We start from the raw sequence: 19,292 nt of genomic DNA, 5'->3' as shown, positions 1-19,292 counted from the left end.
ATTGTTATTGCTAGTTTCCCAATTGCCAAGTTTTTTCAAAAAGCACAGAATTCCTAGTTTCTGTTTGTGCTGTGACTAAATTTGCGGTTGACAAATTCTCTTCGTAAATGTATTATGCGCGTCTTTGTGTTGGTTATACTAAGCAAAGTTCTCGTGTTTTAAAAAAGATGAATAGGGAGGTAATGATGGTGAAAAATTTGCGATACGTATCTATTGTTGGTGGTTTGGTATTTGGCGTAATGGCCAATGTGGTATGGGTAGGTCATACGGCAAAGGCAGAGGCTTACAAAGAGATCGATGTGAAGGATGGTGGAACGATTACTGGGATAGTTAAATATGATGGTGATGTTCCAGCTGTGAAAGTATTAAAGGTTGATAAAGATGAGCAGACCTGTGGTCATGAAAATAAACAATCAGAGGAATTGGTGATAAATGGAGAGTCCAGGGGTATCAAAAACGTTGTAGTTTCCTTAGTCGATATTGCTGCGGGTAAGAAGGCGGAGGCAACAGCCGCTGCTGTGTTGGATCAGAAAGAATGTCTGTTTACTCCCCACGTGCTTGCTGTATCTGCCGGTGCCAGCGTTGATCTGCTGAATAGTGACAATGTGATGCACAATCTCCATTCCTGGTCAATAAAAAATCCAGGCTTTAATGAGGGGGTATCCGGCGGTGGAAAACTGACGAAGAAATTTGATATCGCTGAAGTAGTTAAGATAACGTGCGATGTTCACAAATGGATGAGTTCATTTATAGTAGTGAAGGCCAACCCCTATTTCGCTGTTACGGATGAGAATGGGCGTTTTAAGATAGAGAATGTGCCGTCAGGTTCGTATAAGATTGAAGCCTGGCAGGAAAAGCTTGGAAAAAAGACAAGCGATGTGGCTGTAAAGCCTAAAGAAGAAACTACGGTAGACTTTGTCTATGCAAAAAAATAACTGTGATTATACTTTTATCGAAATGTGTAACTTACTCGAATAAAAAGGCGCACCACTAATGAATAATTTGAAGATATTGTTGGGATTTGCAAAAAGAAGTGCTTTTGTTGTTTTTTTATTAATTTTTCTCTCTCTTGTTTCGTTTTTTTCTTCTTCTCAAAGGGTGGTTGCGGCTGATGTGCCAGCGCAAGCGACAAAAGAAGGTGAGGTTCCGGCAACTGGCGTAGAATTGCCTCAATTTGAGGCGAGTCAGCCATCGGCATCATCTCAATTGCCTGAGGGGCAACCTGTGGAGGGTGCAGGAACCGTTACTGCGGCGATAGAAGAAGAGGAAATGGCCCCGGTTCAATACCGGACATTTTTTGGTATGGACCCCCGAACGATTGTCTGGGTCGTGTCTGAGTTGCACCTTATGTTTGCTGCCTTTGTGCTTGGTGTTCCCATCTTTGCGGTGATTGTGGAGATTGTGGGTTTTAAAGGTGGTGACATCAAATATGATAAAATGGCAAAGGAGTTTACCAAGTTACTTTCTGCGGCCTTTGCCACGACTGCGTCATTGGGTGGTTTGCTTGGGTTTTGCTTGTTCGGTTTGTATCCCGAATTTATGGGCCACATGACGAACGTCTTTGCGCCGACCATGTATGTTTATGCGCTGATGTTCTTCGGTGAGGCATTTACCTTGTATGGGTACTATTATTCGTGGGAACTCCTAAAAGGGACAGCGGCGAAGAAGTGGTTCCACATCACTCTGGGTGTTCTCCTCAATCTCTTTGGTACAGGGCTTATGTTTTTGACCAACTCTTGGGCTACGTACATGATGAGCCCGGCAGGGATTGTGCCGGCGACGGGAAAGGTTCTTAGCTTGTATCATGCCATATATAATCCGCTTTGGATGCCTGTAAACATTCATCGGTTGATTGCTAATGTGTGTTTTGGCGGTTTTGTGGTGGGAGCCTACGCTGCGGTCAAATTTCTGGGTGCAAAGACAGAAGAAGAAAAGGCACATTATGATTGGATGGGTTATGTCGGAAACTTTATAGGAGTAGGGGCATTGATTCCTCTTCCCTTTGCTGGTTATTGGCTGGGACGAGAAGTATATAGCGCCAGTCCTGTGATGGGTAATATCATGATGGGGGGGGCATTCTCTTGGACATTTATTATTCAGGCAATCCTGATTGGCATGCTCTTTATTGGTGCTAATTACTACCTGTGGCTTGGAATGGGAAGGATTAAAGGGTCTGAACGCTACACAAAGTTCATTAAATATCTTATTTTTGTTATCTTTATGTGTTTCGCAGTGTGGCTTACCCCTCATAATCTGCCGCTAAGTGGAGAAGAAAGGGCTATGATTGGTGAGCAGTACCATCCTTTCTCTAAATATTTCGGAGTTATGGCGGCGAAAAATGCCGTGGTGAATCTGATCATTTTAGCGACCTTTTTCTCCTTTTTGATTTACAGGCGGAGCAATAAGGGGGAGATGGTGCCATTTTCTGAACAGGGGCGTGTCGGCAAGATAGGGATATTTTCTGCCCTGATATTTTGTTTATTGATGCTGGTTTCTTATGCGATTTCGCTCAATTTTGTGGAATTGGAAGCGAATATAAAGGTTTTCGTGAAACCGCTCATACGCGCGCTTTATATCCAGTCATTCGTTGTCTGTCTGGCGGTATTCCTGACGTTTAAAAATAAAGGGAAGCTGGCGCAGTCTCTGTTGTTTGCGGTCACGGCATGTATTGCTGTGCTCTATTTCTGGTATTATGGTTTTGAAGTCATGCAGAAGGCCAACCTGGTGCTGAGGTACTTGTCTGTAACTCAGGTTTCGGTTGTGATGAGTTGTCTGATCATGAATGCTGTTATAGATATCTTTATGTTTCGTAAAGCTAAAATTGTGGGTGGTATCGTGTGGGGAAAGATGCCGGTGAGATCCCAGTATGCGTTGATTCTCCTGTGTGTGGTTATTGTTATACTGATGGGGCTTATGGGCTTTATACGTTCTGGTCTGAGAATGGATTGGCACATCTATGGTGTGTTGCAGGATACCTCGCAGTGGGCATACACGCCAACATTATCGTTTATGGGAAGGGTTGTTGGTTTGATCGTAGCGCTCTTCCTGGGTTTGGTTGCATTCGTATTTTGGTTGGCTAACCTGGGAGAAAAAAAGGAGAAAGGTGTTTTGAAAGAAGAGTTTGAGTTAACAGAGCCTCATCCGGAGCATTATACGTAGTATTCTTGAAAACAAGACTTGATACCAAAACAGTACTCGAATTAATGATAGGTAAAAGGCTGAGGGGTTAAAGGTGTTGTGAAAACCGTGATGAGTGGTTCGTGAATTTGAAGTAAGTTAGCGGAGTAATTAATATGATTGAATTTTACTATGGTAAAATGAAGGCCTGGAAAAACTTATGAATAAGAGCATGCTAAAAATTACAGCTTTTGGAATTGCAGTTATAGGATTTTATATCTATATCACAATATATGTGGCGGGGCTTTCTGGCACGGGTGGGGGCGAGTCTGCCGGAGGAGTCAGCCCGGAGGCTGGTGAAAAGGTATTCTGGGGGGATGGACAGTGTGGTACCTGTCATAAGATAGGGACAAGCGGGAGTGCTACGAGGGGTCCTGACCAGGAAGGGTTGGCAAGTCGGGCGGAGGAACGAGCAAAAGAGTTGGGTATGCCAAACGGGCTCGATTATCTTGTAGAATCCATCGTAGAGCCGGAAAAATATATTGTGAAAGGTTATGATAAAATTATGCCTAGGGTATATGACCCTCCTATTATGCTGTCGCGTGAAAAGATACTGGCTGTTTTGGCCTATCTCCAGACGTTGGGTGGGGAATCTGATATTGGCGCCCTAATGAAATATAAGGATAAGATACCCGAGGCATCTAAGAAGAAAGTGAAGCCGTGGGTGCCTCCTGTGGTGGTTGATGCGAAGGAGGGGGAAAAGGTGTTTTTTGATGAAACACGTCCGGTTACCTGCGGAAAATGTCACATTGTGAATGGGAGAGGGAAAAAGGTTGGGCCTGAGCTTACCGGGATTGGCGCAATCCAGACGCCTGAATATTTTGTGGAGTCTATCCTTAAACCCAGCGCAAAAATAGTGAAAGGTTACGAAACGATGTATGTAATAACTTCTGATGGCATACCTTACAACGGATTGATCAAAAGTGAGACCGATGAAGAGCTGGTGTTGTTCTTGGAAGAAAGCGGTGAGGTCGAAGAGGTCGTTATTCCAAAATCAGATGTAGCTGAAATGAAAAAGCAGGAGGTATCCATTATGCCTGGAAATATTGGTGAACTTCTGAGTGTAAAGGACTTTTACGGGATTGTCTCCTTTTTGCAAAGTTTGAAATAGATTACGTGATGCATAGCGATTGAATAATTGTTAGGAGTGTTATGAATGGCTAATAAACGCAAGACATTTTTGTTTATCTGGATACTAACAGCCGTTGTCTGTTTATTTCTGTTTCTTAAATATGCTTCGCCAAAGATCTTTCAGATGTTAATGGGAAAAGGTCACCCCATGCCCACGCCGAGTACCTTAATGATGTGGTATATGATTATGGGGATATTGGCTGGTCTGGTTTATGCGACTACCAGCAACAAGAAGTTTGCAGATTTTTTAAGTTTTCTGCTTCCGGATCAGGGGCCGATGATAAAGTTTTTTCTACAAAAGACGCTATTCGTTGGTTTTCCTGTCCTTGTAGGGTGGTTCGTGTATACATGGTCGATTCCTGGCGCTGCTTCACCTGTCGAGCTGAGGATTCAGCATCCAACATTACCGCAAGACTTTGAAAAACTTGAAAATCCTTTCAGACAGGCAGATGCAGATGTCCAGCGGAAAAGCATAGAGGAGGGAAAGATACTTTTCCAAACCTACTGTCGTCCCTGTCATGGTTCGAAGGCAGATGGTAACGGCCCGTTTGCGAATTCGTTCCGCCTGCGACCGATTAACTTTCAGGATCCGGGGACAATTGCAACGGTGGTAGATAATTATCTCTTTTGGAGAATTAAAGACGGAGGGCCTGGTCTGCCTTCAGAGTCTACACCATGGGATTCAGCGATGCCTTCGTGGAAAGACGATTTAAAGGATGACGAAATCTGGAAGATTATCATGGGTGAGTATGACACGGCCGGCGTTATGCCTAGGCAAAGAGAAAAGCTTGAGTAGTGGTATGTTTATGTAAAACAGGATTAGTCTTCACTGTTTTCGATGATTAATTTATAAACAGCAAGGAAAAAGAGCAAGTAATACTATGATAAAAGCGTTAAAAAAAGGACTGATTGGTTGTGGATTAATCGTTGTGTTTGGCGGTGTTTCTTGGGTATGTGAGGATGTATCCGCGCAAGCATCTCATTTGTTTAGAACGTATAAACATGAAGTACCTCAGAAGCTGCCAGAAACGACAGAAGCTGTTGCGGAAGGAAAAAAAGTTTACGAAAAAAGGTGTTGGTACTGTCATGGAATTGAGGGAAAGGGTGATGGTCCCGCCTCTATCACGATGTTCCCCAAGCCAAGGAATTTTACCAGGAATGAATATAAGGTTCGTTCTACTGCGTTTGGATCAGTTCCTACGGATGAAGATTTGTTTCGAATAATCACCAGCGGCATAGAAGGGACGGCCATGCCTTTCTGGAGCACAATCAGCGAGACAGAACGGTGGCAGGTGCTTTATTATCTTAAGACCTTTAACGAACAGTTTAAAAAAGATGCTGCGCCTAAAGTGGTTCCTGTGGGAAATGTAGCCTCATCACCGGAAAGTGTGCAGAGGGGTGAGGAATTATTTCAGGAAACGAAATGTTTCGAGTGCCACGGGGATGACGGCAGGGGAAATGGGCCTTTGACTGTTGCTTTGCAAACTGAGTGGAATATGCCTTATCGGGCCAGGGATTTGACAAAGGGGTGGAACTTTAAGGGTGGCAATGCGATAGAGGATATTTATCGTACTATTTCAACGGGTTTCAATGAGACCCCTATGGGATCATACTTAGAAAAGCTTTCAGACGAAGATCGGTGGCATGTCGCTCATTTTGTGAAAAGTCTGGCAAAGGACATGGCGTCTGACGTCGTAGTAAAGGTAAAGTTGCTTGAAGATGGTCGGCTACCGTCTGAGCCTCTTGATGAGAGCTGGAGCAAGGCTGCTCCGGTGGAAATTCCGCTGGCAGGTCAAATTATTGCAAGTCCACGACACTGGACTCCCTCCATAGATGCGATTATGATCAGGGCAATGTACAATGAGGAGGAAATTGTATTTTTATTGGAATGGGATGATTCTACTAATAAACAAGAAGAAATATTCAGAGACGCCGTTTCCATACAGTTTCCGACAAAAATTCCAGAATCACTAAAGAAACCATATTTTGCAATGGGAGACTCTAGTGGGGCTGTTAATCTTTGGAGTTGGAAGGCACATTGGCAGGAAGGTTTTGGACAGATAACGGAAGCCCCAGAAACTGAGGCGGGTATGGTGTGTGAAATGAACGCTAAGGGATTTAAGAATGTTACAATGCAGCCGCCCGAAAGTCAAAATGTTACGGGAAAAGGTGTGTACCAGAATGGAAGATGGAAGGTATTATTGAAAAGAACTCTGAAAACCGAAGATGCCAAAGACCTGCAATTTGAAATCGGTAAGCTTATCCCTGCAGCTTTTGCTGTATGGGATGGTTCGAATAGTGATGTCGCTGGTCAGAAATCGATATCGGTTTGGTATTACATTATGCTGGAAAAACCCGTTCCTAAGACAGTTTTTGCGTATGTGTTGATCGCTATCGTTATGGGCGCGAGTGTTGAATTGTGGTTTATTGCCAGGCTGCGCAGATTTCCACCTAAGTTAGAAGAAGAACAACAATAACAATATCTTGTTAAGGAGTCTTTAATGAGGTTAAGGTTTATGGTTAGCTTGCAGAAAGTAACATTTGTAATGGCTATGGTGGGCTTATCTCTACTGGTGATTGGAAAGATTTCTTCCGGACAGGAGAGAAAAATAGATGCCCTTTATTTGGAATTGGATAAAAAGTATCGGATTCCAGAACAATGGACTGTACTCCCATTTGAGCTCGAAGATCCATATAAGAGAATCAAAAATGGGCCTCCTTTGGTTAATATTATCCATAAGGCAAAGGTAGAATGGCTTTCCCGATGGGTCGCTAATCCAAGAGCGGTAGTACCAAACGCGAAGATGCCTAATCTCGGCTTGGAATTTGAGGAGATCAAGGCTATTATTGCCTATCTTGGCAGTATTGCCGAAAAAGAAGTGCCACAGGTTTCATGGGACGCCTTCTTATTAAAGAAAGAGGAGGAGCTTTCTGAGGATGAGTATGATAAGATGGATAAGGTTTATAATAACGGGAAAGGCGTATGGGGGCGTGCCCGCTGTACAATTTGCCATCCGATAAAAGGGGTCGGCGGCAATGTGGGAGTTGGGCCAGATCTCGGCGAGATTACAACAAAAGTAAACAGGAATTGGTTATATGACTGGCTGAGCAACACGAAGAGTCATTTTCCTGATACGATGATGGCTCAGTACCGGTTTAATGACGCGGATGTGAGGGGAATTGTAGAGTTTATTTTACGGGATACGCAGTTCATACCCGAAGAGAAAGAAGAGGAAGAGGGGGAGGCTAAACCCGCAAAACCAGAAGTTAAGGTGTTAACAGAAAAAGAATTTGGCAGTATAAGAAAGGATAGCGCCCTTATTGAAAAAGGAAGGGATATCGTTGAAAAAGCAAGATGCTTTGTTTGCCACGATATAAAAGGAATTCCTGATTTAATGCCGGTAGTGGAGAAAAAACGTGAGGGAACATCTGGATTTGAAAGGCTTTTATACGAGATACGCTGTTTGACTTGTCATCGGATACAGGACAAAGGCGGTACCTACGCGCCCAATCTGACAATCGCAGGTAGTAAAATAAAAATGAAGTGGGAGCACGAGTTTTTACAGACGCCTGATATTATCCGTCCCCTTAGTCAGCAGATGCCAAAGTTTAATTTGACTGGGGAGGAAGCAAAGGCAGCCACTGAATATATTGAAAAAAATCTTATTACCAAAGAAGCTCTTCCGGATATCTATAAGGATGGGATGCCCTCTGCTGAAGTAGTTGCTGCCGGGGAAAAGGTGTTTTATGAAAAGGGTTGTAATACCTGTCATTCTGAAAGTATTGCAAAAGGTGGTGGTGTCGTTGGTCCTAACCTTGCAACTGTGGGGGAAAGGTTGCAACCAGCATATATTCTCTATCATTTGAAAAATCCGCAGCAAGTTAACCCGCAGGGTGTTGAGCCAAACTTTGGTTTGTCGGAAGATGAGTTGAAGCAACTGGTAGGTTTCTTGGTAGACCATGTGAAGAAAGAGGGTAAATAATGGGATATTTTTTATCTGGGAAAAAATTACTGATATGCACATTTGTTGTGCTGGGTGTCTTTGGTGTCTATTCAGCGGCACAGGCGTTAGACGTTTCTCCTCGGGATCAAGTTTTTTTGCTGTCACCTAAGAAGACCTTTGAATATTATTGTTCACCGTGTCATGGGATAAAAGGGAAGGGAGACGGTACGTTCTTCACCATTGATTTAAAACCGAAGCCTCGAAATTTTACCGATGTAGAATACATGAAAAAGAGGACAGATGATCAGCTCATCAAGTCTATTACCGAAGGTTCTAAGGCAGTAGAAAAATCTAATCTTTGCCCTCCCTGGGGAAAGACGCTTACTGAGAAAAGAATCAAGGAACTGGTTGTCTACATACGAAGCTTTTCTGCACAGGAAACAGAAAAGCCTGTAGTTGCTGCAAAAGAGGCTATCGTTGAAGAAAAAAAAGACGGTGTCTTCAAATCGTCGGTAAGATGGTTATTTATCGGTGTGATTACTCTGGCGTTGGCTGGAGGAGCTATTACTGAGTGGAAGAAACTCAGGAATGAATCGTCTCGGTGTTAGAGGTTAATTATAAACGTTCCTATGTATAAAAAAATATTAATTGGAATTGATAACTCGTGGCACTCTAATTTTTGCATTGATCTTGGTATTGATCTTGCGCAAAAGTTTGGTTCACTATTGGTGGGATGTCATGTCTATGATGCCGCATTGCATCAGAGACGGTTTCGAGACATGGAAAAGGGGTTGCCGCCACAATATCAGGATGAAAGCGTACTCCAAAGGCAGCGTGACCTCCATAGTTCATTGATCAATCTCGGTCTTAAGTTGATTTCAGAATCTTATTTGGACGTGTTTAAAAATAAGTGCGGGGAAGCATCTGTACCTCACGAGTGCCTTCTGCTGGAAGGTAAAAACTATTATGAAATTATTAAAGAGGTGCAGGGGAATCAATATGATCTTGTGATTCTGGGGGCGCGTGGGTTGGCATCTGTGGATGAGAATGTAATAGGGAGTGTTTGTGAGCGTGTGGTCAGGCGCATCAAGACAGATGTCCTCGTGGTAAAAAATATGCGTTTAGAGGGAAAGATGGTAATAGCAGTAGATGGAAGCGCGCAATCTTTTGCCGGAGTCAAATCAGCTATTTCTTTCGCTAAATTGTTTAACTTAAAACTTACTGCGGTATCTGTATTTGATCCACATTATCATCGTGTTGCCTTTGAAAGCATCGCAAATGTACTTTCTAAGGAGGCAGGGCAGGTTTTCAGGTTTAAGGAACAAGAAACGCTTCATGAGGAGATTATTGATAAAGGCCTTGCAAAGATATATCAGGGACATTTGGATCGGGTAAATCGAATGGCAGCAGACGCCGGGGTGAAAACAGATATTGTTCTGATGGACGGCAAACCGTATGATAAAATATTAAAATACATACTGCACGAAAAACCCACAACGGTAATCTTGGGGCGCACGGGAGTGCATAACACCAATGGGTTAGATCTTGGCAGTACAACAGAAAATTTGTTGAGGCTGGCATCTTGCAATGTGTTGCTTACAGGGGGAAACAAGGAGGCAAGGCTTGATGCTTTGGTAGATTGTCAGGAATTTTCGAAGGTGTCCGGGAAAGAAAAAGAAGTAGCTAGGAGCGCACACGATCAATCGCATATGGAAGATAGTTTTTTGAGAACTGTCAAGGGTGACCAAAAGGCTTCTGAAAAACCGCTCATACGAGCGCAAATCCCCGCTTGGACGCAGGAAGCGCAAACGCAAACAGAGCGTATTCCTTCTTTTGTTAGAGATATGGTTAGAAAAAAAATTGAGGAGTATGCATATGAGAAGGGCTGTAGAGAAATAACCACACAGATAGTCAATGAAGCAAGGACCGCGTTTATGAATGATGGTTCGTTTCACTAAGATTTGACAAACAGACTGCTATTTGCTCAAATAAAAAAAGTATTAAAACTTGTGAATGGTGTAGAAAGCCTTACTGTCCAGTCGTTCTCTATCTTAAGAAATATTAAGTACTCATTTCTGTTTTTGTGTCGACATTTTAATGCCCATTTCATCTGCGAACTGCTCATTTCAAACAAGAAATACCTTCGTTGTTTAATATTAATGGTAAATATGGAGACTGAAGTTTGTAATGTAATGTAAATAAAAAAACTACGTTATGTTTGTTTTTATAGTGAGTAGTTTTTGTGGATGGAATGTGATTTGCTAAATCATTGACTATTGTGACAAGAGGGGTGGTTTGTGGTGTGTGAATAGTTTGTGAATTTGGAATGGGTGTTTATGAATGACTGGTGGAAGGCTGTTAATTTGTTGCTGTTGATGTCTTATTTCTGATATAATTTAGCTATCGTGAATCTATTATTGTGTATGGTATGATCATTACAAATAAGGAGGAGGGGGGAATGATGAAAGTGTATGTGTTGTTTAAAAGGTATGGTATAGCCCTCTTGAGTTGTGCGTTTCTTAGCGCTACATTATTTGCTGCTGAAGAGACGGCGCAGGGGGTTAAAGGGGTGTCTGAAGAGGAATTTACTCCAGCCAAAGAGGTGTTGGCGGTAAAATACGTGGAAGTGGGTAAGCCGTATCATATGGATGTGGAATCATTGCAAGGTTTTTTTAAAGACGCGCAGGCAGTTACTGTTCCGCTCCAAATGCAGGATAAGGCATTTCCCAATGGTGGTGGATCGGTGAAGAATGCGGAAGTAAAGGGTATTCATGATGGTCTTGCAATCTATTTCAAGATATCATGGAGTGACCCTACAAAGAATGCCAGGGCAATTGCAGTTCAGGAGTTTAGGGATGCGGTGGCTTTAATGTTTCCGTTAGGCGCAGTTGAGATAACACCAGCGGAGCATTTTAGCCCGAGGATGGGGGATAGAGAAAAACCAACAAATCTCTGGCATTGGAAGGCAGACTGGGAGGCAGATTTGCTCGTTAAAGGTGAGTTGGAAGACGTAGAGGCGCAATATCCAAATATGCATGATGATTTTAATTTAAATCCTTACAGCGCATATTATCATCGGGAACTGATAACCAGTGTGGAGGTTTTATCGGGTGGAAGGGCTGCAAATAACTTGTTGTCTCAGCCAGGAAGAGGGAGAACGGTAGAAGATTTAAATGCAGAGGGTTTTGGTACCCTGACTACGCAAGCCCACCAGGATGTGAACGGGTGCAGCAAGTATGAGGATGGGGTGTGGACGGTAATTATCTATCGTTCGCTAATTACGGAAGATCCTCATGATGTACAATTTGTTCCCGGCGGAACTACGTATTTCAACATGGCGGTATGGAATGGTAATGAAAAAGATAGGAACGGGCAAAAAAATATATCTACTCAATGGCATCCCGCGACGCTGGAAAGAGTTGCTTGGCAATAATTTACTCTGTAGGATATAAAGTTTAAGGAGGATTAAAAAATGACATTAGTACATAACTGGCATTTAGGGAGACGTATGGAGTATCCCTATTTTGAATCCAGACCGAAGCGCCAATTTGCGGCTATTTTTAACATCAATCGGTGTATCGCCTGTCAGACGTGTACCATGGCCTGTAAGAGTGCATGGACTTATAACAAAGGACAGGAGCACATGTGGTGGAACAATGTGGAAACAAAACCGTATGGTGGGTATCCGCAATCTTGGGACGTTAAAACGTTAAAGTTGATTGATAATGGTGAAAATACCTGGTATACCGATGAAAAGGACGAGAAATTATCTCCTTATGGGGTATACGAGGGTGACACGATATTTGAAGCGGCCGCGAAGAAGAATATTAATCAGTGGGCGGTAGGGTACATTCCAGAGGATAAGGAATGGCGGGCGCCAAATTTTGGTGAAGACGTAGCAAAAAGTAATAAACCTGACGAATATTCATCGTTGCCGGAACATAGTCGTTGGTTCTTTTATATCCAAAGACTTTGTAACCATTGTACGTATCCGGGTTGTCTGGCTGCCTGTCCAAGAAAGGCTATTTATAAGAGAAAAGAAGACGGAATAGTTCTTATCGACCAGAAGAGGTGTAGGGGATACAGGAAGTGTGTAGAGCAATGCCCGTACAAAAAACCCATGTACCGGGGTTTAACGAGGGTAAGTGAAAAGTGCATCGCCTGTTACCCCAGAATTGAGGGGAAAGATCCATTAACGAAGGGGCGTCCGATGGAAACGAGGTGTATGGCTGCGTGTGTAGGACAGATTCGTTTGCAGGGATTTCTGGATGATAATCCGAAGAATCCGGTCACGTGGTTAATTAGGCATGACAAATTAGCATTGCCTCTTTACCCCCAGTTTGGAACAGAGCCTAACATATACTATATACCACCGAGGTGGGCACCAAGGTCTTACCTGAGACAGATGTTTGGTCCAGGTGTTGATGAGGCGATTGATAAATTTATGGTACCTTCCAGAGAAAGATTGGCGGTGATGTCGTTGTTCAGGATGACTCAATCCATTATATTTGAGTACAAGATTGAGGAAGGGCCAAAGGTATTTGAGACGATGATTCACGGTAAGAAGTTTGAGTTGTACAATGACACCGTTATTGGGTATGGTGAAGATGGGCAAGAAATTGTAAGAACAACGATAGAAGAGCCTGTTCATATCAGAGACCCAAAACATTACAATTCAATTTAGAATTGAGGTTTATTATGGAAGTAGACAGTAGTCTTTTAGATCAACGAGTTGCATCCAGAGTGGATGACTTGCTTGCGCGAAGTGCAATGTACCAGATTTTGTCTGCCTGTTTTCTTTATCCGGCAGAGAAAAATTTGTCAATATTGAGAAGTCCTGATTTTCAGGAACACGAGAAAGAGTTGATACCCTGTTACGAAGGTGTAGACGATGGTGCAGAGTTGAGAAGATGTTTGAATGAGGTTCGGGAGTTGTCTAGAATTACAAACATTGAAAGCTTGCAGGGAGTATATCAGTGCGTTGTCGGGCATACCATGTCGAAAGAATGTCCTTTGTATGAGACTCAATATGGCGCGGCGCATGTGTATCAGCAAGTGCATGAGTTAGGTGATATTCAAGGCTTTTATAAAGCTTTTGGGCTTGATGTTTCCGACATAGAAAAGGAACGATGCGACCACATTAGTGTAGAGTTTGAGTTTATGCATTTTTTGTTATACAAGCAAGCCTACGCCCTGGAAAACCATGGAGATGAAAAATCGCAGATATGCGTGGATGCGCAGAAGAAATTCTTGAAAGAGCATCTGGGGAAATGGGTACCCCTTTTTTCAGTTCTCTTTGGCAGGAAAGCTGGAGAAGGCTTTTATTGTGCCGTATCTGCTTTGACAAAAGAGTTTTTGCGATTGGAAATGAAACTCATGGATGTTAAAACAGAAATGTATAAGGAATCTGATCTCAATCAAGAGGCGGTGGCCGGAGCTTCAGATGAATGTTTGTCCTGCGCATCTTCTGAAGATTTCAGTGAGGAATGATTATGAAGTTGGAATTTGATCCAGGTTTGATTGAGGAAGTAATATTTGGAGAGTTAAAGGCGAGGGAGGAAAAGGGTGATTTTTCTTTTACTCTCGAATATCATTCTTGTATTGATCCGGTTTACGAAAATTTTCCCTTAGATGAAAGACCTTTGCAGTTTAAAAAGATTGAGTGGGACTTCTTTAAAAAACTTGAGCTTCCGAAGTTAATAAAAGAGATTTTTGATGAATTTCCTGATCTGGAAGAAAATGCTTGCGGAGGCGTGATTGCAAAGGCAGCGAATAATTTTGATGAAGGTGCCTATCTCACAAAAGGGATGAACCAGGAGTCTGGTCAAAAGAAGATTGTTGTTAAATTACTGCCAGACCGTTTCCGGGAAATTCCGTACCTAAGAAAGTTAGTCAGGCATGAATTGATGCATGCCTCTGATATGCTCAGCGAAACGTACGGCTATCGTGATGAACGCCTCGGTGGCAATCCTATGGAAGAAAGTATCGTTAAGGAACGGTATTGTGCTTTTTGGGATATTTATGTTGATAGCAGATTAATCAGGAAAGGGAAAGAAACGCTTTCTGATAAAGAGGGAAGATATAAGGAATTTGAAGCTCTTTATAAAAAGATACCTGATGAAGTGAAAATCGCTATTTTTGATATCCTGTGGCAAGATGAGAATTTAACGCATGATAAGATACTGAGGCTGGCAAAAGATGTGAATGAATTAATAAAAATCTCTGAGGGGTTGCCCATAAAACATACCCTTAAGAAGAAAAAAACCATCTTACCTGGCGCTCAATGTCCTTTATGCCAATTTCGTACGTATCATTGGATAGAAAATATTGAACAAGATGCCTATCTTGTGGATGCAATAAAAAGGGATTTTCCCGAATGGGAACCGGAAGATGGCGTGTGTGGGCAATGCATAGAGGCTTACAAAGTCAGGAAAATTGTTTGTTAATATTCTATAATAATTAGGCAAAACTTTTTATATAAATGGTTTTACATTGAGAAAGGAGTAGGAAATATGAAGCTTACAAGAAGGACTTTCCTACAAGTGGCGGGTGCAACGGGAGCGACCTTTACCCTTGCCAATAAAGCAATGGCGTTCAGGCTCTTAAAACCTGCTGTTGAGGTAGGAAATCCATTGGATGCCTATCCTGATCGTGCATGGGAAAGTGTATATCGCGACCAGTATAGGTATGATCGGACATTTACCTTTACTTGCTCGCCGAATGACACCCATGCTTGTAGGGTAAGGGCGTTTGTAAGAAACGAAGTGGTTATGAGGGTGGAACAGAATTATGACCATCAGAATTACTCGGACCTGTACGGAAATAAGGCGACGAGGAACTGGAATCCCAGGATGTGCTTAAAAGGCTATACATTCCACCGCAGGGTTTATGGTCCGTATAGGTTAAGATATCCGCTTATCAGAAAAGGTTGGAAGCAATGGGCAGATGATGGGTTCCCGGAATTGACACCGGAAAATAAATCAAAGTATATGTTTGATGCCAGAGGCCAGGATGAACTATTGAAGGCTTCATGGGACGATGCGTGGACATATGCTGCAAAGGGGATTCTCCACATTACTAAGAAATACAGCGGTGAAGAAGGTGCAAAAAAATTGATAGAGCAGGGATATCCGAAAGAGATGGTGGATGCCATGAAGGGTGCAGGCACACGAACCTTTAAGGGTCGTGGCGGTATGGGCCTCCTTGGCGTCATAGGGAAGTATGGCATGTACAGATTTAACAATATGCTTTCCTTGGTTGATAGCCATAATAGAGGGGTAGGGCCAGATAAGGCGCTTGGTGGAAGGAACTGGTCGAACTACACATGGCACGGTGATCAGGCCCCTGGTCATCCTTTCTCTCATGGTCTGCAGACCTCTGATGTCGATATGAATGATATTCGGTTTTCGAAACTGGTTATCCAAACGGGGAAAAATCTGATTGAAAATAAGATGCCTGAGGCGCACTGGCTTACCCAGGTTATGGAGAGAGGTGGAAAACTCGTTGTTATTACACCTGAATATAGTCCATCTGCTCAAAAGGCCGATTACTGGATACCGATAAAGTGTAATACCGACACAGCACTTTTCTTGGGTTTGACTAAAATATTGATGGACGAGAAGCTGTATGATGCAGATTATGTGAAGAAGTTTACCGATTTCCCCTTGCTCGTTAGGACAGATACCTTGAAAAGATTGCAGGCCAAGGATATATTTCCTGATTACAAATTAGAAGATATTTCGCATGGAGCTAGTTATAAACTTCATGGTTTACACGATGACCAGAGAGAAATCATAGGGGACTTTGTCGTTTGGGATGCAAAGACGAATGGTCCAAAACCGATTACCAGAGATGATGTTGGTGATAAACTGGTGGCGAAAGGGATTGACCCTGTACTCGATGGTACATTCAAGGTAAAAACTGTTGATGGTAAAGAGGTCGAGGTCATGCCTCTCTTTGAGATGTATAAAATACACCTAAAAGATTACGACATTGACAGCGTAGTTGAAATGACCAATTCTCCAAAAGAGTTAATTATACGGTTAGCGCACGACATTGCGACCATAAAACCCGTTGCAATTCATTATGGGGAAGGTATTAATCACTATTTCCATGCAACACTAATGAATAGGTCGACATACTTACCTTTAATGTTGACGGGTAATGTCGGCTATATGGGTTCAGGTTCACATACTTGGGCAGGAAATTACAAGGCTGGTAATTTCCAGTCAGCAAAATGGTGTGGTCCTGGATTTTATGGATGGGTGGCTGAGGATGTATTCAATCCAAACTTGGATCCAGATGCGCCTGCAATGGATTTAAAGATAAAAGGTCGTGCCTACGATGAAGAAGTTGCATACTGGAATCATAATGACAGGCCTTTGATTGTGAATACGCCTAAGTACGGACGTAAATGTTTCACAGGCAAGACACACATGCCAACACCGACAAAAATCATGTGGTTTACCAACGTAAACCTGGTAAATAATGCAAAGCATGTGTACCAGATGCTGAAGAATGTCAACCCCAATATCGAGCAGATTATGTCTAATGATATAGAAATGACAGGTTCTATCGAGTATGCAGATTTTGCATTCCCGGCAAATAGCTGGATGGAGTTTGAGACACATGAGATTACCAGTTCATGCTCAAATCCGTTCTTTCAGATTTGGAAGGGTGGCATAAGGCCAGTGAACGACTCCAAGGATGATGTGATGATCCTTGCCGGTATGGCGGCTAAACTGGGAGAATTGCTCAGGGATATGAGATTTAGGGACTTCTGGAAATTTGCTTTGGAGGGAAGACCTGAAGTCTATATCCAGAGGTTGTTGGATGGCAGTACGACCTCAAAGGGGTACACTTTTGATGATATAGTAGCTGGTAAATATGGTGAGCCTGGTGTGGCCTTGTTAAATTACAGGACTTATCCAAGGCAGCCATTCTGGGAACAGGTGCACGAAAGTCTTCCTTTCTATACACCAACAGGAAGACTGCAAGCATACAATGATGAATCAGAGATCATTGAGTATGGTGAAAATTTTATTGTGCATCGTGAAGGTCCTGAGGCAACGCAGTACTTACCAAACGTAATTGTAAGCACCAATCCGTATATCCGTCCTGATGATTATGGAATTCCAGAGAGCGCAGAGCACTGGGACGAGAGAACGGTAAGGAATATTAAGAAATCATGGGCTGAGACAAAACAAACAAAGAATTTTCTGTGGGAGAAAGGGTATAAGTTCTTTTGTGTAACGCCAAAATCAAGACATACGGTACATTCTCAATGGGCCGTGACTGACTGGAACTTTATCTGGAATAACAACTTCGGTGATCCATACAGAATGGATAAAAGAATGCCCGGTGTTGGTGAACATCAAATTAATATAAACCCGCAGGCGGCGAAAGATTTGGGCATTAACGACGGCGATTATGTTTACGTCGATGCTAACCCAGCAGATAGACCTTATGAAGGGTGGAAGCCAAGTGATCCTTTCTATAAGGTTTCAAGGCTTATGCTAAGAGCGAAGTATAATTCATCCTATCCTTACGGGGTAACGATGATTAAACACTCTTCATGGATTGCAACGGAAAGGTCTGTAAAGGCTCATGAAACAAGGCCGGACGGTAGGGCATTGTCAGCCGGAACCGGGTACCAATCCAGTTTCCGTTATGGTTCCCAGCAAAGCATTACCAGAGACTGGTCAATGCCAATGCATCAACTTGATAGCCTGTTCCATAAAGCCAAGATTGGTATGAAGTTTGTATTCGGTTTTGAGGCCGATAACCATGGAATCAATACGGTTCCCAAGGAGACTTTGGTTAAGATTACCAAGGCAGAGGATGGTGGTATTGGCGGTAAAGGATTATGGGATCCTGCAAAAACCGGATATACAACCGGAAATGAAAACGACTTCATGACGAAGTATCTTAATGGTGAGTTGATAAAAGTGGAAAAGGCTTAAGACGTGTAATAAAAGTGAGCTAACAGATGGATGGAAACCATTTGTTAGCTCGCTTGTTTTTAGAAATTTTTATTTAGGATGGGAGGAGATAAAGGATTTATGAAAAAATATCTTATTACAGGTATACTTGCTATTTCGTGCGTAGCGTTTTCTTCCAATTCGCTTGTATGGGCTCAAGCGGAGGAAAAGAAGGCGTTAACGGCTGAAGAAGCTGCCGAAGCGATGAAAAAATTAGAAGATGCACAGCAAAAGTTAAAAAGGGTAATCAGAAACTTGCCAAAAGTGGATAATGCGGGTTCTATTACCGGCGTTGTCACTTGTCAAAAGATGAGGAATAATGCCGATGCTATTGTATTTATAGAAAAAGTAGGGGATAATAAGTTCGATCCTCCGTCAGAGCATGCGATTGTTGATCAGCTTAATCTTACGTATGTGCCTCGCGTTGTTGCTATGCAGAAAGGTACTACCGTAGATTTCCCAAACAGCGATGCAGTGCGACACAATGTGTTTTCACCTCCTACCGCAGCCTTGCAATTTAATTTGGGGACGTATCCGACAGGTGTTGTAAAAGAAGTGCTTTTTGATGTTGTTGGTGAGACTCCGCTCCTTTGCAATGTTCATAGTGAAATGGCTGGTTTTGCAGTTTCCTTTGAAAATCCTTATTTTGCAATGACTGATAAGGATGGAAACTATACCATCGAAGGGGTTCCTCCCGGCAAGTATGTAGTAAAAACATGGCACGAAAAACTGAAGGAACTATCACAGGAAGTTACGGTAGAGGCAGGGAAGGCTGCTACTGCAAATTTTGATCTGAAAAGAAGAAGATAGGCGTAACTTTAAAGATATACTGTCTTTATAGGGTAAATAGTATGTTTTAAAATTCCAGTGAGATGTTGGTATCTCACTGGAATTTTTTTTGTGCTGAAAAACTGATAGGATAATACTATTTCAACAGCAATAGTCATGAGGGCAGCACGTTTGCCTTGAAATTAACATTTGAAAAATTAGCTGGATACCAATATAATTTATTTTTTGGAAAGGTGAGAGACTCCGGGCTGATACTGTGAGCTTTGAAGTG

The 19,292-nt window shown here is 42.6% G+C and carries 14 protein-coding genes; all 14 read left to right on the top strand.

Annotated features, from left to right (window positions below; genetic code table 11):
• Positions 1–182: 182 nt before the first annotated feature.
• The 14 genes from BROSI_RS04625 (at position 183) to BROSI_RS04560 (ending at position 19,042) form a co-directional block, all read left to right on the top strand.
• Positions 183–935 (top strand): carboxypeptidase regulatory-like domain-containing protein, encoded by a 753-nt coding sequence (locus BROSI_RS04625; protein ID WP_157842384.1) that lies wholly within the window; start codon positions 183–185, stop codon positions 933–935.
• A 58-nt stretch (positions 936–993) separates the two neighbouring features.
• On the top strand, positions 994–3,159 hold the full coding sequence (locus tag BROSI_RS04620; RefSeq protein ID WP_052562601.1) for a cytochrome ubiquinol oxidase subunit I: 2,166 nt from the start codon (positions 994–996) through the stop codon (positions 3,157–3,159).
• Between the two features lie 178 nt (positions 3,160–3,337).
• Positions 3,338–4,288 carry a c-type cytochrome gene (locus BROSI_RS04615; RefSeq protein ID WP_052562600.1) on the top strand — a complete coding sequence of 317 codons (951 nt, stop codon included), beginning with the start codon at positions 3,338–3,340 and terminating at the stop codon, positions 4,286–4,288.
• Between the two features lie 45 nt (positions 4,289–4,333).
• Positions 4,334–5,104, top strand: a complete 771-nt coding sequence (locus BROSI_RS04610; RefSeq protein ID WP_052562599.1) for a c-type cytochrome — start codon at positions 4,334–4,336, stop codon at positions 5,102–5,104.
• 85 nt (positions 5,105–5,189) lie between these two features.
• A complete protein-coding gene (locus BROSI_RS04605; RefSeq protein ID WP_052562598.1) occupies positions 5,190–6,785 on the top strand; it encodes an ethylbenzene dehydrogenase-related protein in 1,596 nt (531 codons plus the stop codon).
• Positions 6,786–6,809: 24 nt separating this feature from the next.
• Positions 6,810–8,291 carry a c-type cytochrome gene (locus BROSI_RS04600; protein WP_052562597.1) on the top strand — a complete coding sequence of 494 codons (1,482 nt, stop codon included), beginning with the start codon at positions 6,810–6,812 and terminating at the stop codon, positions 8,289–8,291.
• The gene (locus tag BROSI_RS04595; protein WP_052562596.1) at positions 8,291–8,860 is read left to right on the top strand and encodes a c-type cytochrome; all 570 of its coding nucleotides are present in this window, start codon (positions 8,291–8,293) and stop codon (positions 8,858–8,860) included. Before BROSI_RS04600 ends, BROSI_RS04595 begins: the two co-directional genes overlap by 1 nt.
• A 21-nt stretch (positions 8,861–8,881) precedes the next feature.
• A complete protein-coding gene (locus tag BROSI_RS04590; RefSeq protein ID WP_052562595.1) occupies positions 8,882–10,210 on the top strand; it encodes a universal stress protein in 1,329 nt (442 codons plus the stop codon).
• A gap of 500 nt (positions 10,211–10,710) precedes the next feature.
• The gene (locus BROSI_RS04585; RefSeq protein WP_052562593.1) at positions 10,711–11,685 is read left to right on the top strand and encodes an ethylbenzene dehydrogenase-related protein; all 975 of its coding nucleotides are present in this window, start codon (positions 10,711–10,713) and stop codon (positions 11,683–11,685) included.
• A gap of 39 nt (positions 11,686–11,724) precedes the next feature.
• A complete protein-coding gene (locus BROSI_RS04580) occupies positions 11,725–12,936 on the top strand; it encodes a 4Fe-4S dicluster domain-containing protein (protein WP_082059034.1) in 1,212 nt (403 codons plus the stop codon).
• Positions 12,937–12,950: 14 nt separating this feature from the next.
• Positions 12,951–13,742 (top strand): TorD/DmsD family molecular chaperone, encoded by a 792-nt coding sequence (locus BROSI_RS04575; protein WP_082059033.1) that lies wholly within the window; start codon positions 12,951–12,953, stop codon positions 13,740–13,742.
• A gap of 2 nt (positions 13,743–13,744) precedes the next feature.
• Entirely contained in the window at positions 13,745–14,698 is a 954-nt protein-coding gene (locus BROSI_RS04570; RefSeq protein ID WP_052562590.1) for a hypothetical protein, read from the top strand.
• A 66-nt stretch (positions 14,699–14,764) separates the two neighbouring features.
• Positions 14,765–18,214, top strand: a complete 3,450-nt coding sequence (locus tag BROSI_RS04565) for a molybdopterin-dependent oxidoreductase (protein WP_052562588.1) — start codon at positions 14,765–14,767, stop codon at positions 18,212–18,214.
• A gap of 99 nt (positions 18,215–18,313) precedes the next feature.
• Positions 18,314–19,042, top strand: a complete 729-nt coding sequence (locus BROSI_RS04560; protein ID WP_052562586.1) for a carboxypeptidase regulatory-like domain-containing protein — start codon at positions 18,314–18,316, stop codon at positions 19,040–19,042.
• Positions 19,043–19,292: the final 250 nt, after the last annotated feature.

Source organism: Candidatus Brocadia sinica JPN1, assembly GCF_000949635.1.
GTDB lineage: Bacteria > Planctomycetota > Brocadiia > Brocadiales > Brocadiaceae > Brocadia > Brocadia sinica.
This window is presented reverse-complemented; position numbering and strand designations above follow the sequence as displayed.

Bases quoted from the DNA above. Each gene is read 5' to 3' on its own strand.
- BROSI_RS04625 (WP_157842384.1), top strand. From the start codon at position 183: ATGATGGTGAAAAATTTGCGATACGTATCTATTGTTGGTGGTTTGGTA.
- BROSI_RS04620 (WP_052562601.1), top strand. From the start codon at position 994: ATGAATAATTTGAAGATATTGTTGGGATTTGCAAAAAGAAGTGCTTTT.
- BROSI_RS04615 (WP_052562600.1), top strand. From the start codon at position 3,338: ATGAATAAGAGCATGCTAAAAATTACAGCTTTTGGAATTGCAGTTATA.
- BROSI_RS04610 (WP_052562599.1), top strand. From the start codon at position 4,334: ATGGCTAATAAACGCAAGACATTTTTGTTTATCTGGATACTAACAGCC.
- BROSI_RS04605 (WP_052562598.1), top strand. From the start codon at position 5,190: ATGATAAAAGCGTTAAAAAAAGGACTGATTGGTTGTGGATTAATCGTT.
- BROSI_RS04600 (WP_052562597.1), top strand. From the start codon at position 6,810: ATGAGGTTAAGGTTTATGGTTAGCTTGCAGAAAGTAACATTTGTAATG.
- BROSI_RS04595 (WP_052562596.1), top strand. From the start codon at position 8,291: ATGGGATATTTTTTATCTGGGAAAAAATTACTGATATGCACATTTGTT.
- BROSI_RS04590 (WP_052562595.1), top strand. From the start codon at position 8,882: ATGTATAAAAAAATATTAATTGGAATTGATAACTCGTGGCACTCTAAT.
- BROSI_RS04585 (WP_052562593.1), top strand. From the start codon at position 10,711: ATGATGAAAGTGTATGTGTTGTTTAAAAGGTATGGTATAGCCCTCTTG.
- BROSI_RS04580 (WP_082059034.1), top strand. From the start codon at position 11,725: ATGACATTAGTACATAACTGGCATTTAGGGAGACGTATGGAGTATCCC.
- BROSI_RS04575 (WP_082059033.1), top strand. From the start codon at position 12,951: ATGGAAGTAGACAGTAGTCTTTTAGATCAACGAGTTGCATCCAGAGTG.
- BROSI_RS04570 (WP_052562590.1), top strand. From the start codon at position 13,745: ATGAAGTTGGAATTTGATCCAGGTTTGATTGAGGAAGTAATATTTGGA.
- BROSI_RS04565 (WP_052562588.1), top strand. From the start codon at position 14,765: ATGAAGCTTACAAGAAGGACTTTCCTACAAGTGGCGGGTGCAACGGGA.
- BROSI_RS04560 (WP_052562586.1), top strand. From the start codon at position 18,314: ATGAAAAAATATCTTATTACAGGTATACTTGCTATTTCGTGCGTAGCG.